The sequence below is a fragment of the Modestobacter sp. VKM Ac-2982 genome, from assembly GCF_026967935.1.
GTDB lineage: Bacteria > Actinomycetota > Actinomycetes > Mycobacteriales > Geodermatophilaceae > Modestobacter.
Genome location: NZ_JAPVBL010000001.1, coordinates 1,023,724 through 1,037,239 on the forward strand (window position 1 = coordinate 1,023,724; position 13,516 = coordinate 1,037,239).

A 13,516-nucleotide genomic window follows, 5' to 3' on the forward strand; every position below is an offset into this window, starting at 1 on the left:
CAGCGCCGGACCTCACCGGGTCTCGGCGGCGCTGCGGTAGGCGGCCAGGTGCGCCTGTGCACTGGCGCTCCAGGTGAACCGGGCTGCCTGCGCACGCCGGGTCTGCTCGTCACCGGTGGCGCTGGGCAGCCGGGTCATCGCCTCGGCCCAGGCGTCGGTGTCCTGGGTGGGCAGGAGGGTCGCCTGCCCACCCGCCACCTCGCGATGGGCCGGGATGTCACTGGCGAGCACGGGTCGCCCGGCCGCCAGCGCCTCCAGGACCGGCAACCCGAAGCCCTCGTAGTGCGAGGGCATGCAGACGGCCGCAGCGCCGGCCACCGTCGCCCGCAGCTCGGCGTCGGCCAGGTAGCCGGCCAGCACCACCGCGTCGGGGTCCGGCGGGTCCCCCTGCCAGCGGTCACCCCAGCCGGCCGGGCCCACCAGGACCAGACGGGGGACCGACGGGTCGGCCTCCCGGGCCGCCGCATGGGCCCGCAGGAGGGTGCCCAGGTTCTTGCGTGGTTCGAGGTTGCCCATGAAGAGGAGGTACCGGCCGGGCAGGCCCAGCCGCCGACGGCTCTCCGTGTCCGGCGGGTCGGCGGCGGCCCACCGGGGGTCGACCCCGTGGTGGGCGACGACGACCCGCTCGGACGGCAGCGAGTACTCGGCTCGGATCTCCTCGGCCATCGCCTGACTGACGGCCAGCACCGTGGCGCCGCGACCCAGCGCCTGCGGCACCAGGTCGGCGTAGGCGGCGGCGTCGCCGGTGACGGTCTCCCGGTACCTGAGGTAGGCCAGGTCGTGCACGGTGACCACGCCGGCGGCCCGCGCCAGCGGTGGGAGGACGAAGTTCGTGCCGTGGAACACGTCGACCCGCCCGGTCAGGGCCTCGGCCGGGGGCCACGTCCACCGTGCCCATGCGCGCCGCAGCAGCCGGGCCGGTGCCCGCCGAGGAGCGGGCCGGGTCCGCGCCGGCAGCACGCCGGGCACGGCACCCCGGACGCTGAACAACGTGAGCAGCACCTCCGGGCCCTCGACCAGACCGGCCAGTCCGTCCACCAGGCCGTGGACGTAGTTGCCGATGCCGCTGCGTTGGCCGAGCAGGGGAGTGGCGTCCAGGGCGATGCGCACGGGGCTCCTGTGTCAGGTGGTGGGAGGACCGGTGACTGAGGACCACGGCGTCGACACGTCCCCGTTACGCTAACCAGAGTTCCATGCCTCGAGGATTGAAGGACGTATGAAGCGCGCACTCATCACCGGCGTCACCGGCCAGGACGGTCTCTACCTGTCCGAGCTCCTGCTGTCCAAGGGGTACGAGGTCTACGGCCTCATCCGCGGCCAGAACAACCCCAAGGCGGAGCTCGTCCGGCGCACCGTCCCGGGAGTGAAGCTGCTGACCGGTGACATCACCGACCTCGCGAGCCTCATCCGGGCCTTCGGCGAGGCGCAGCCCGACGAGGTCTATAACCTGGGCGCCATCTCCTTCGTGGCGTACTCCTGGGAGAACGCCAAGCTCACGTCGGACGTCACCGGCCAGGGTGTGCTGAACGTCCTCGAGGCCACGCGGCTGTACGCGGGCGACGACATCTCCAAGGTCCGCTTCTACCAGGCGTCGAGCTCGGAGATGTTCGGCAAGGTGCAGGACGTGCCGCAGCGCGAGACCACCCTGCTGTGGCCGCGCTCCCCGTACGGCGTGGCGAAGGTGTTCGGCCACTACATGACGATCAACTACCGCGAGTCCTACGGCATGCACGCCTCGTCGGGGATCCTGTTCAACCACGAGTCGCCCCGCCGCGGTCCCGAGTTCGTCACCCGCAAGGTGACGCAGGCGGTCGCCCGCATCTCGCTGGGTCTCCAGGACAGCATCTCGCTGGGCAACCTCGACGCGAAGCGTGACTGGGGCTTCGCCGGCGACTACGTGGACGCCATGTGGCGGATGCTGCAGCAGGACGAGGCGGACGACTACGTCGTCGCGACCGGGGAGACCCACTCCATCCGCGAGCTGCTCGACGTCGCGTTCTCGCACGTGGGCATCGACGACTGGGAGGGGAAGGTCGTGCAAGACCCGCGGTTCTTCCGGCCGGCGGAGGTCGACCTCCTCATCGGTGACCCGACCAAGGCCCGCGAGCGGCTGGACTGGACGCCCAAGGTCGGCTTCCTTGAGCTGGTGCGGATGATGGTCGAGTCCGACGTCGCACAGCAGAAGGAGCTCGCGGGCCGGTGAGCGCGGTCCGCGCCCTCGTCACCGGGGCCACGGGCCAGGACGGGGGTTACCTGGTCGAGCAGCTGGTGGGCCAGGGGGTCGAGGTCCACGCGCTGGTGCGTGGGGCCGGCGGTGCGTCGAGCGCCCTGAGGAGCACCGAGCTCCCGGCAGGGGTGCACGTGCACCGCGGGGACCTGACGGACGGTCTCTCCATGGACCGGCTGGTGCAGGAGCTGGAGCCCACCGAGGTGTACAACCTCGGTGGGCTCAGCTCGGTCGCGCTCTCCTGGGAGCAGCCGGCGCTGACCGCGCAGGTCAGTGGGGTCGCCGTCGGGCACCTGCTCAAGGCGTCGTACGACCTGCAGGAGCGGACGGGTGTCCCGGTGCGCTTCGTGCAGGCGTCCAGCGCAGAGATCTTCGGCCGCTCCGAACGCGTGCCCCAGGACGAGACGACCCCTGTCCGCCCGCTCTCCCCCTATGGTGCTGCCAAGGCGTACGCGCACCACCTGGTCGGGGTCTACAGGGCTCGGGGGCTGCACGCCTCCAGTTGCATCCTCTACAACCACGAGTCCCCCCGGCGGCCGCAGACTTTCGTCACCCGCAAGATCACCGTGGGAGCGGCACGTATTGCGCGGGGACTACAGGACCAGCTGGCGATGGGCAACCTCGACGCCCGCCGGGACTGGGGCTGGGCCCCGGACTACGTAGCGGCGATGACCGCGGCTGCCAGGGACGAGGCCGGCCGGGACTACGTCGTCGCCACCGGGGTCTCGCACAGCGTCCGGGACTTCGTGGCGGCCGCGTTCGCGGCGGCGGGCATCACCGAGTGGGAGCGGCACGTCACCTTGGACCCGCGGTTCGCCCGGCCGTCGGACGCGCCCGAGCTCGTCGGGGACTCCAGCAGGGCCAGGCAGCTCCTCGGCTGGTCGCCCACGACGACCTTCCCCGAGGTCGTGACCCGGATGGTCGAGCACGACCTGGCCCTCCTGGACGCCCAGGGCGACTGAGCTGCGGACGTCATCCCGAGTGCCACCGCCCCGTCCGGGGCGGTGGCACTCGGGACCGTGGCGGCGATGCCTGCGGCTCACCAGGCGACGAGGTGGTCCCAGAGCTCGTCGGCGTAGGTGTCCCAGCCGCGGACCGGTCGCGATCTGGCGGCCCGGCTCAGCTCGGCGTGCAGCTCGTCGTCGACCAGCAGGCGGCGCATCCCGTCTGCCAGGCCGTGGTCGTCGTGCGGGTCGACCGTGAGGGCGCCGCCCCCGGCAGCCAGCTCCCGCATGCTGCCGAAGTCGGACGTGACCGCCGGCGTGCCTGCTGCCAGCGACTCCGCCACGGGCAGGCCGAAGCCCTCGTTCAGCGAGGGGAACACCGTGAAGCGAGCCAGCCGATAGGCGGCCCACAGCTGTCCGTCCGACAGCTTGCTCGCGGTGTCGACCGGCCTCCCTGACCGCTGCAGCTCACTGAGCAGGCGGGTGAAGTCGGCGCTTCCCCAGGAGTTGCCGCCGATGAAGCTCAGGCTGAACCGTTGGCCCTCGCGCCAGAGCAGCTCGGCGGCGTGCAGGACGGCGAGGTGGTTCTTCCGTGGTTCGTGGCTGCCGATCGCCAGGACCAGCGGCAGGCCGCCGATGACGAAACGCTGCCGCGCCGACGCCGTGTCGTCGTCGGTGGGGAGGGCGCCCTCCACCGGCAGCGGCACCGAGGTCACCGCAGGCCCGGACAGCCCGGTGGCCGACAACATGGCCCGCCAGCCGGAGTACTCGGTCGCCGCCGCCCCGGAGATGGCGGCGACCCGGTCGAAGTGGCGCACCGCGGCGAGGTTCCCGGCGAAGACGCCCGCGAAGCCGAGCTGGGTGGTCTCCGCTGAGGTGATCGGCACGCAGTCGAAGCCGATCACGCCGGTCCGGTTTGTGCTGAGCTCGGCCATCGCCAGCAACCGAGCACTCCGTGGCGGTTCGGCGGCCAGTTCCGGGACCACGTAGGTGGCCCGCCACGGGACGATGACGACCGGGTCGGCCTCACCTGGTGGCCGGGGGGTGATCGGCCCGCGGTCGGCGCGGCGACGTTCGACGGCACCGCGGAGGACCCGGCGCAACTCCGTGGGGGTGAGCTCGCGCATGGCGTCGAAGCCCTCCGACCAGGACACCGGCGTGCACGTGCGCGAGCCGAGCCACCGGCGGGTGGTCTCCCGGGCGACACGCTGGATCCCGGTGGTCAGATCCGTGGACGCCGTGTGCGCCACGTCGACCAGGACCTCACCCGAGGCCAGCCGTACGTCCCAGCCGGCGCTCTCGTCGGTCGTGTGCTCGGCCACGGCGGCCCACAGCGACGCCCCGGCGTCGAACTCGCTCGCCCGGGCGACCTCCACGACGGCGTGCCGATCGGGGAGCCGCCCGGTCAGTGCGGCGAGGGTCAGCCACACGTGTGCCCGGTCGCAGTGGTCGACCACGTCGCCGAGGACGGCGCCGAGCGCGGCCGGCCGATCGATCAGGGTCGGCGTCGCCGGCGCCGCGCCGAGTGCCGTGCGGACCAGGTGCACCCTGCGGGCCCAGGCTGCCGCATGGGTGGCGGGGGACAGTGGTGGCGGCGCGGCCCGGCGCATCCGGTGCCGCTCCCTCACACGGTTCACGAGCCACCCTCTCCCTCGACCAGCCAGGTCCACAGTTCCCCGGCGTACGTGTCCCACGTGCGGACCGGGCGCTCGCCGATCTCAGCCCGGAGCCTGGCCAGCTCGTCGCGGTCGGTCAGCAGTCGGCGGAGGCCGTCACTGATCGCGTCGTCGTCCCGGGGGTCGACCATGAGGCAACCCCCCTGTTCGGCGATCTCACGCTGACTGCCGAAGTCCGTGGTGAGGACCGGCGTCCCACAGGCGAGCGCCTCGGTCACCGGCAGCCCGTACCCCTCGTGCAAGGAGAGGAAGACCGCGACGTCCGCGGCGCGCAGCTCGGCGACGAGTTCGGCGTCGCTCACCCGGCCGAGCTCCAGCAACGGTCTGCCCTGGGCGTTCAGCCGCTCGATGGCCGGCCGGAGCTGGTCCTCCGACCAGCCCGGACCACCGACCAGCCGGAGCTCGAAGTCGATCCCCTGGCGCCACAGCCGCTCGGCTGCGTGCAGGACCGCACGCTGGTTCTTGTGCGGTTCACGACTGCCCGGGCAGACGACCACCGGGCGGGTGGTGGCAGGGTGGGAGGGAGCGCCCGAGGGTGGCAGGACCTCGGTGACCAGGCCGACGGTGCGGACCTGCGGACCGGGCAGCCCCTGAGCGCGCACCGCGTGGGTGAACCCCTCGAACTCCGCCGACGCCGAGCGGCTGATCCCGGCGATCCGGTGGACGTGCTTGACCACCGACAGGTACTGGGCGAAGGCGACTGCGTCCTGGAACGGCCGCGTGTCCGCGCTGGTGATCGGGATCATGTCGTAGCCGATGACGGACACCGTGTTGCCGGAGAAGCGCGCGAGTGCGGTCAGCGGGTCGCTTACCCGCCCGTTGGGGACGTCGGCGAGCACGACGACGCTCTCCCAGGGGACGGTGAGCCGGATCGGTGGACCGTCCCCGTCGGGCAGCGGGTGCGTGGCACCGTGCCGGAGCGTCCGCGCGGCCTCCGGGGCGGTGAGGGTGCGGAACGTCGAGTACTCGTCGGTCCAGGCGACCGGGCGCACCACCATGCGGTCGCGGCTGGTGTCGGCCCAGCGCGGCAGCGTCTCCCGGACAACGCGGTGGATGCCGGTGTGGGTGTCATGGCGGGCCGAGAAGTCCACGTCGACGAGGACGCCACCGGCCACGACGTCCATCGGCAGGTCCAGCCGGCCGCGGCCGCGCTCGTGGAGCATCTCGGCGAGCAGGTCCGACTCGGCTTGGTGGGCCGGCAGCAGCTCGAGTCGTCGGCCGAACTCGATCACCTGCGCCGGCGTCGGGAAGGCCCCGAAGGCCGCGGTCAGCAGCAGCCAGCGGGCACCGACCCGGTCGGCCGGGCGGCAGTGCTCGACCAGCTCGGGGAGGAGCGCCGCGGTCGCAGTCCCGGGGACGGTGCTCGAGGAGGTCGTCCACTCCTCTCCGAGCAGGGTGACGGCGACCTGGGTGAGACGTTGGTCCAGGGCGGTCAACAGCCGTGCGCTGTCCAGCCCCGGCATGCGGGCGCGGGTCATCGCACCCGGACCCGGCCGAGCAGCGGGCGCACCGCCCGCAACGGGCGGGTCACCCGCCAGGAGAGGGTCTGCTGGAAGGCGAGCACCTGCCTGCGGAGCAGTTCCCGCTCGTCGTCGCCGTCCTCACGGGCCTCGACCAGGGACACCGCATCGGCCCACCGGGTGAGAGCCTGCGTCCGCCAGTGGGTCGTCTGGTCCACCAGCTCCTGGTTCAGCTCGAGCGCGGACAGGTGGGCGCGGCTGATGAAGCCGTCCCGGGCGCAGGCCGGGTGGCCCAGTGCGTCGCCGAGCTCCGCGGCGCGGTCCGCGGCGACGTAGAACCGGGAGATGCCGTCGAACAGGCAGGCCGTGTAGCCGGCCGCGCGCAGGTCGTCCTCCCAGTCCTCGGGTCGCTCGGCCGCTGCCTCCGGCTGGGCCAGCTCCACCACCAGCACCCAGGGCCGCAGTCGCTGGAGGTCGACACCGCGCAGCAGTTCGCTGGTGGCTCCGGGGGCGGCCACGGCCACGAAGTGGAGGTCGTCGCCGGGGGCCCACCCGCCGGCGCTCATCCGGGCATCCAGCCCGGCGGCCCTACCGGCGTCCTCGGGCGTGACGTCGAGGGAGAGGCCGTGCCAGCCGCGGTCGGCGAACGCTCGTCCGACCGAGCCCTCCGCGGTCGAGCGGCTGCTCACCTCGACGTACCGGCCGCTCGGGAGGTGTCCCAGCGCCCTCCACAGGACGACGTCCTCGTGGTTCCGGGCATGGGACACGAAGGCGGTCTCGGGCGACACCGCTCGATCATAGGGAGACCGGGACGGTCCGGCGGGGACCGTCGCGGGCGGCGCGCCGCGGCGGCTCAGCCGCGGCGTGGGCCCCGCTCGGTCGCCCAGCGCAGGACGTCGATCGTGGCCTGCGCGCTGTTCGACCAGCTCAGCTGGGCAGCCCGGTGGGCCGACGCGGCACGGAGCGCCGGCTGGCGGGCCGGCTCGACGGCAGCCGCGAGCCCTCGGGCGACGTCCGTCACGTCCCTGGGGTCGACGAGGACCGCGGCCCCACCGGCTGCCTCCTCCGTTGCCGTGTCCCGGGACGTCACGACCGGCGTACCGTGCGCCATCGCCTCGGTGACCGGCATCCCGTAGCCCTCTCGGAGTGACGGGTAGCAGAAGACGAGCGCACCGGCGTAGGCGGTCTGCAGGTCGTGGTCGGAGACCCGGCCGAGCAGGCGCACCCGGCCGGCGGTGGAGCCGGTCAGCCGAGACCGCTCCGACCCCCATCCGTCCGGCCCGACAAGTACGAGGTCCAGGTCTGCCCCGCCGGCGAGCAGCTGCTCGAAGGCGGAGACGAGCGTGGGGAGGTTCTTGCGCGGCTCGCGGGTGCCGGCCCACAACACGTAGGGCCGGCTCAGCCCGAAGCGCTCACGGAAGGCCACCAGGTCCTGCGGCACCGTGGTGGCTGGTCGGACCCCGTGCGGGACGACGTGCACTCGCTCGGGGTCGAACCCCGCCTCGACGACGTCGGCTCCGGTGACCGACGACGGGACGACGACGGCTGTCGCCTCGTCCCGGGCGATCGCCAGTCCGCGCCGGAAGAACGTCACACCTCGCGGGGTGAAGTGTTCGGGGTCGTGGAGGAACGCCAGGTCGTGGACGGTGACGACCAGTGGTCGCCGGCTGCCCGGGACGGCCCAGGTGGTGGCGTGCACGACGTCGTCCGGGCCACCCGCGCGCGGCACCCTCCACCGGGACCAGGTCTCGTACAGCGCGGCGCGGGGCAACGGGACCGCCCGCACCGGGACCTCCGGGCCGAGTGGTGGCCGAGCCCCGTGCCGGTGCAGGGCGCTCACCCCGCTCACCGCGACGTCGGCCCGGCCCGCGTACTCACGAAGGAGCTCACGTATGTAGGTGCCCGAGCCGCCGGGCACCTGTTGCCAGCACTGTTCGACCGTCATCGCGATGCGGAGGGGAACGGGTCCGTGCACCCACCCAACCTAGGCGTGCGGCCGTGCGGCGCTGCTCTCGACGGCGTCGGTCCGCGGCTAGGCTGCCGGCGAGTTCGGGGCCGACGGGGACGATCGGCCGCTGGAGCCGTCGTCACCGCCCGTGCGGTCGACATCGAGGGGGCGTCGTGACGACCGAGGGGCGCAGCGCACCTCCGCCGCAGGCGGAGCCCGTGCCGTCGCCGGCCCGGTGGCGGACCGGCTCCTGGTCGCGGCCGGGTCGCCGTCGTCTGCTGGTGGACCTGCTCCTGCTCGCCGCCTGGACCGTCGCCTTCTGGGGCCGATGGGTGCTGCGCGACTTCGGGGACCTGCGGCTGTCCAACTCGGGGGACTCGGAGTCCTTCGAGTACTACCTGGTGTGGAACCTGCACGCACTGCTGCACGGCGAGAACCCGTTCTCCACGCCGCACCTGTACGCGCCGGACGGGCTGGACCTCAGCAATGCCATCTCCATCCCGTCCGTGTCGCTCCTGGTCGCACCTGTCACGGCCCTGTTCGGGGGGACGGCCGCCTACAACACCGCCTTCCTGTTGTCGGTGTTCTCCGCCGGGACTGCGGTCTTCCTGCTGGCCCGGGAGCTCTTCCACACCAGGTGGGGAGCCCTCCTCGCGGGGGCCGTGACGATCGTGAGCCCCTACTTCACCGGTCACGCCCTGGGTCATCTGAACCTGATGTGGGTGTTCGGCCTGCCGTTACTCGCCTACCTGGTCGCGCGGACGGTGCGGGGACGGCTGCGACGTCGCTGGCTGGTCCTGGTGACCGGCGCGACGGTCGCCTTCACCATCGGTGCGTCGACCGAGCTGTTCGTGACGGAGTCGGTGTTCGCCGTTGTCGCCCTGGTGGTCGCCGGGGTGGTGGCGACACCAGACCTGCGCCGACGGCTGCTGCTGAGCCTGCCCTGGCTGGCCGGCGGTGGGGTGCTCGGCCTCTTGCTCGCCGGTCCGGTGGTCATAGCCGGCCTCCGTGCGGGCATACCCGAGACGGTCGCCAACCCACCGTCGGCCTACCCCACCGACCTGACCAACGTCGTGGCACCCACCCGGACGACCTTGATCGGGGACAGCTTCTTCGCCGGTCTGCGTGCCAGCTGGCTGGGCAACGACGCAGAGAACACCGGCTACGTGCCGGTCGTCCTGCTGCTGCTCACCCTGGTCACGCTGGTCGTCGCACGGACCCGAGCGACGGTCGGCCTCGTGCTCTTCGCCGGTGTCGCCTTCCTGTGCAGCCTGGGACCGGTCCTGACCATCGCCGGCCAGCAGACAGTCCCCCTCCCGTGGACCTGGGCCACGTCCCTGCCCGGGCTGGACCACGCCCTGCCTTCGCGCTTCTCCGCCTTCGTCTTCATGGCCTTGTCGGTGCTCATCGCCCAGGCGTGGGTCACCCGCGGCGTGCCCCGGTGGGCGGTCGGCGCGACGGCAGCGGTCTCGGTCGTCCTTCTCCTGCCGAACCTGTCGGAGTGGTCCTTCCCCGTCGACGTGTCCGACCCACCGTTCGTCACCAGCGGGGCGCTGGCCGAACGGATCGAGGACGGGGACAACGTCCTCGTGCTGCCCGCCGGCCAGTGGGGTCCGGGCATGCGGTGGGTGACCGAACTGGACTTCCGGTTCGACCTGCCCACGGGGAACGGTGGAGGGGCGGAGCTGCCGCCCGCTCTGCACGAGCCGCTGCCGGTGGCGTTGTTCGTGCAGGACCTCACCTACGACTACGAGAGCAAGCTGCTGCCCTACCTGGAGGAGGTGGACGTCGAGCTGGTGGTGGTGGACGCCGCCCACCCGGAGTGGAAGGCCGTCATGGACCGGGTCCTCCCGGGAGCTGCTGAGGCCACAGGTGGCGTCTGGGTCTATGAGGTCCCCTAGGCGGCTCGCGGGTGTGCGGCGCGGCCACCTCCGGCCGGCGTCGGCCGTAGAGTGGCCCGGTGTCGGTGAGACGGGGATGACCGTGCGAGTCCTCGTCGATGTCACGGCCATCCCACAGGACCGGGGTGGGGTCGGCCGCTACCTGGACGGGGTGCTGCCGGCGCTGGGGCAGCTCGACGTGGACCTCGTCCTGGTGGCCCAGGCGCACGACGTCGCCGGCTTCCGCACGAGCGTCCCGACGGCGCAGGTCGTCTCCGCGCCGGCTCTCGTGGCCCGCCGCCCGGTCCGGTTGCTGTGGGAGCAGACCCTGCTGCCGCTGCTGGCCCGGCGCTGCGGCGCCGACGTGGTGCACAGCCCGCACTACACGTTGCCGTTGCTGGCTGGCCGGCCGGTGGTCGTCACCGTCCACGACGCCACGTTCTTCACCGACCCCGGACTGCACACCCCGACCAAGGGGCGCTTCTTCCGGACCGCCACCCGCCTCGCCGGCCGGCTGGCGGCGGCGCTGGTGGCCCCGTCGCGGGCCACTCGCGCCGAGGTCGTGCGCGAGGCAGGGGTGGACCCGGGGAAGGTGCACGTGGCCTGGCACGGGGTGGACACGTCCGTCTTCCGGCCACCGGCTCCGGGTGACCGGTCACGGGTGCCGGCGTCGCTGGGGCTGACCGGCCGGTACATCGCCTTCCTGGGCACCATCGAGCCGCGCAAGAACGTGCCTGCGCTGATCGCCGGGTGGGTCCAGGCCGTTCGTGACCTCGACGATCCGCCGGCCCTCGTGCTGGCCGGCGGGGCCGGCTGGGACGACCGGGTGGACGCAGCCGTGGCCGCCGTGCCGGGGCACCTGACCCTCCTGCGCCCCGGTTACCTGCCGCTCGCCGACCTGCCGGGCCTGCTGGGCGGTGCGGAGGTGGTCGCCTACCCCAGTCTCGGTGAGGGCTTCGGCCTGCCGGTGCTGGAGGCGATGGCTTGCGGTGCCACGGTGCTCACCACCGAGCGGCTGGCGCTGCCCGAGGTCGGCGGGGACGCCGTGGCCTACTGCGAGGTCGACAGCGACTCGATCGGCCGGGCGCTGGCGGACCTGCTGGCCGACCCGGCGCGCCGCTCGGCGCTGGCGGACCGGGCGCGGGGACGAGCTGCGACCTTCACCTGGGAGCGCGCCGCACAGGTCCACCTCGAGGTCTACCGGCAGGCTGCGGGCAGCGGCCCGTGGTGGCGCCGCTGGCCGGGCCGTCCAGCACCGCACGCCGGTGCCGGCGGCCGCCCCGTCTAGGGTCGCCGTGTGGTGACCTCGGCAGCGCGGCTGCGTGTCGTGGCGGTGACCTACTCACCCGGGGAGTCCCTCACCGCCTTCCTGGAGTCCCTGCCGCAGGCGACGAGCCGCCCGCTGGACGTCGTGCTGGCCGACAACGGCTCCACCGACGGCGCGCCGGAGGCCGCCACCGAGCGCTGGCCGTGGGTGCGGCTGCTCCGCACCGGCGGGAACGTCGGGTACGGCGCTGCGGTGAACGCCGGGCTGGAGGGGGCCATGACCGGTCACGCACTGATCGCGAACCCCGACGTCCGGTTCGAGCCCGGTGCGGTCGACGAGCTGCTCGCGGGCGCGGAGCGGTGGCCGCGAGCGGCCACCCTGGGCCCGGCCATCCGCACGCCCGAGGGCCAGCTCTACCCGTCGGCGCGGGACCTCCCGCTGCTGTCGACCGGCGTGGGCCACGCACTGCTGGGCTGGCTGTGGCCGGCCAACCCCTGGACCGCCCGCTACCGCCGGGAACGGGAGGCCCCCCGGGAGCGACCGGCCGGTTGGCTCTCTGGGTCCTGCCTGCTCGTCGACCTCGAGGCGTACTGGTCGGTGAGCGGCTTCGACCCCGGGTACTTCATGTACTTCGAGGACGTCGACCTGGCCCGTCGGCTCTCCCGGCGCGGCTGGCAGCACGTCTACGTCCCCTCGGCCGAGATCGTGCACGAGGGCGGCCACGCCACCCGGCGCCAGCCGCACCGGATGCAACGCGTGCACCACACCAGCGCGCTGCGCTACCTCGCCGCCGACCACCCCGGCATCCGCAGAGCCCCCCTGCGGGCGGCGCTCCGGGCGGGGCTGGGCGGCAGGATGCTCGTCTCCTACGTCAGCAGCCGCGTGGCAGCGGGGGCGCGGCCGCAGCACTCCGCGGCCGAGCTCCCCGGCCGACGCAGCCGGTTCCGGGCCCGCGCGCACGGCTGACCGGTTCTCCTCCACCACCACGGAAGGCAATGATGCGACACGCAGTGATCATGGCGGGCGGATCGGGCACTCGGCTCTGGCCGCTGTCCCGGGCCGAGCGGCCCAAGCAGCTGCTCGACGTGGTGGCCGCCGAGGACGGCTCCGCGCACAGCCTGCTGGCCGAGGCGTTCACCCGGCTGCAGGCTGTGCTGCCGACGGAGCAGATCTGGGTGTGCACCGCGGCCCGGTACGGCGACCAGGTGCGGGCCGCGCTGCCCGAGCTGCGGGCCGACCGACTGGTGCTGGAGCCGGTCGCCCGGGACACCGCGAACGCCGTCGGGCTGGCCGCCGCACTCGTCGCCGACGTCGATCCCGACGCCGAGCTGGCCGTGGTCAGCGCCGACCACGTGATCCGGCCGGTCGAGCGGTTCGCCGACGCGCTGCGCACCGCCTACGACCTGCTCGCCGTCCGGCCGCGGGCGCTGGTGACCCTCGGCGTCACCCCGACGTCGCCGGCCACCGGCTTCGGCTACGTGCAGAAGGGCGCGCCGACCGAGGTGGCCGGTGCGAGCGAGGCCGCCTCGTTCCGGGAGAAGCCTGACCTGGCCACCGCCGAGCAGTACCTGGCCAGCGGCGAGTACGTCTGGAACTCGGGGATGTTCGTCTGGCGGGCGCAGACGGTTCTGGACGCGCTCGCCGACCACCTGCCGGAGTCGGCCGCCGGCCTGGGGCGCATCGTGGCTGCGCCGGCCGGTCCCGAGCGTGACGCGGTGCTGGCCGAGGTCTTCCCGACCCTGCCGAAGATCAGCGTCGACTACGCCGTTCTGGAGCCGGCCGCCGCGGAGCCCGGCCGGGTGGCCGTCGTGGACCTGGACGTCGACTGGCTGGACGTCGGTTCCTGGCCGGCCCTGGCGAACACGCTGACCGCCGACGACGCGGGCAACGCCACCCGCGGGCTGACCGTCCTGCTGGACAGCTCCGGCAACGTCGTCCTGAGCGACGACCCGGAGCACCTCGTCGCGCTGGTCGGGGTGCGCGACAGCGTCGTGGTGCACACCGCGGACGTCACCATGGTCTGCCCGGTCTCCGACGCCGAGCGGGTGAAGGCGCTGCTCGGCGCGGCCCAGGAGCGCTTCGGGGCGAGGTTCGGCTGACCCCTCGGCGGGCTC

General features: G+C 73.4%; 11 protein-coding genes. 6 read left to right on the top strand and 5 right to left on the bottom strand.

Going from position 1 to position 13,516, the window contains the following annotated elements; all coding sequences use genetic code 11:
* Nucleotides 1–12: 12 nt before the first annotated feature.
* Nucleotides 13–1,110, bottom strand: coding sequence for a glycosyltransferase family 4 protein (locus O2W20_RS05120; RefSeq protein WP_269170652.1), 1,098 nt, complete (start codon nt 1,108–1,110; stop codon nt 13–15).
* Nucleotides 1,111–1,216: 106 nt separating this feature from the next.
* On the opposite strand from O2W20_RS05120, the gene gmd reads away from it, so the two are divergent.
* Together gmd and O2W20_RS05130 are read left to right on the top strand one after the other, a co-directional pair.
* Nucleotides 1,217–2,203, top strand: a complete 987-nt coding sequence (gene gmd, locus O2W20_RS05125) for a GDP-mannose 4,6-dehydratase (RefSeq protein ID WP_269170653.1) — start codon at nt 1,217–1,219, stop codon at nt 2,201–2,203.
* On the top strand, nt 2,200–3,189 hold the full coding sequence (locus O2W20_RS05130; RefSeq protein ID WP_269170654.1) for a GDP-mannose 4,6-dehydratase: 990 nt from the start codon (nt 2,200–2,202) through the stop codon (nt 3,187–3,189). Before gmd ends, O2W20_RS05130 begins: the two co-directional genes overlap by 4 nt.
* Nucleotides 3,190–3,266: 77 nt before the next feature.
* Here O2W20_RS05130 and O2W20_RS05135 read toward each other — a convergent pair whose 3' ends face one another.
* The 4 genes from O2W20_RS05135 to O2W20_RS05150 all read right to left on the bottom strand — a co-directional run bounded on the left by O2W20_RS05135 (nt 3,267) and on the right by O2W20_RS05150 (nt 8,252).
* A complete protein-coding gene (locus O2W20_RS05135) occupies nt 3,267–4,808 on the bottom strand; it encodes a glycosyltransferase (RefSeq protein WP_269170655.1) in 1,542 nt (513 codons plus the stop codon).
* Nucleotides 4,805–6,325 carry a glycosyltransferase family 4 protein gene (locus O2W20_RS05140; RefSeq protein WP_269170656.1) on the bottom strand — a complete coding sequence of 507 codons (1,521 nt, stop codon included), beginning with the start codon at nt 6,323–6,325 and terminating at the stop codon, nt 4,805–4,807. The genes O2W20_RS05135 and O2W20_RS05140 overlap by 4 nt, the downstream gene beginning before the upstream one ends.
* Nucleotides 6,322–7,095, bottom strand: a complete 774-nt coding sequence (locus O2W20_RS05145; RefSeq protein WP_269170657.1) for a hypothetical protein — start codon at nt 7,093–7,095, stop codon at nt 6,322–6,324. Before O2W20_RS05145 ends, O2W20_RS05140 begins: the two co-directional genes overlap by 4 nt.
* 65 nt (nt 7,096–7,160) lie before the next feature.
* A complete protein-coding gene (locus O2W20_RS05150; protein ID WP_269170658.1) occupies nt 7,161–8,252 on the bottom strand; it encodes a glycosyltransferase family 4 protein in 1,092 nt (363 codons plus the stop codon).
* 176 nt (nt 8,253–8,428) lie between these two features.
* Here O2W20_RS05150 and O2W20_RS05155 point away from each other — a divergent pair, with 176 nt between their 5' ends.
* From O2W20_RS05155 to O2W20_RS05170, 4 genes are all read left to right on the top strand, one after another.
* On the top strand, nt 8,429–10,156 hold the full coding sequence (locus tag O2W20_RS05155; protein WP_269170659.1) for a glycosyltransferase family 39 protein: 1,728 nt from the start codon (nt 8,429–8,431) through the stop codon (nt 10,154–10,156).
* 76 nt (nt 10,157–10,232) lie between these two features.
* The gene (locus tag O2W20_RS05160; protein ID WP_269170660.1) at nt 10,233–11,423 is read left to right on the top strand and encodes a glycosyltransferase family 4 protein; all 1,191 of its coding nucleotides are present in this window, start codon (nt 10,233–10,235) and stop codon (nt 11,421–11,423) included.
* Nucleotides 11,424–11,435: 12 nt separating this feature from the next.
* Nucleotides 11,436–12,368, top strand: a complete 933-nt coding sequence (locus tag O2W20_RS05165) for a glycosyltransferase family 2 protein (protein ID WP_269170661.1) — start codon at nt 11,436–11,438, stop codon at nt 12,366–12,368.
* A gap of 50 nt (nt 12,369–12,418) precedes the next feature.
* Entirely contained in the window at nt 12,419–13,501 is a 1,083-nt protein-coding gene (locus O2W20_RS05170) for a mannose-1-phosphate guanylyltransferase (RefSeq protein WP_269170662.1), read from the top strand.
* The last annotated feature ends 15 nt before the right edge of the window (nt 13,502–13,516 follow it).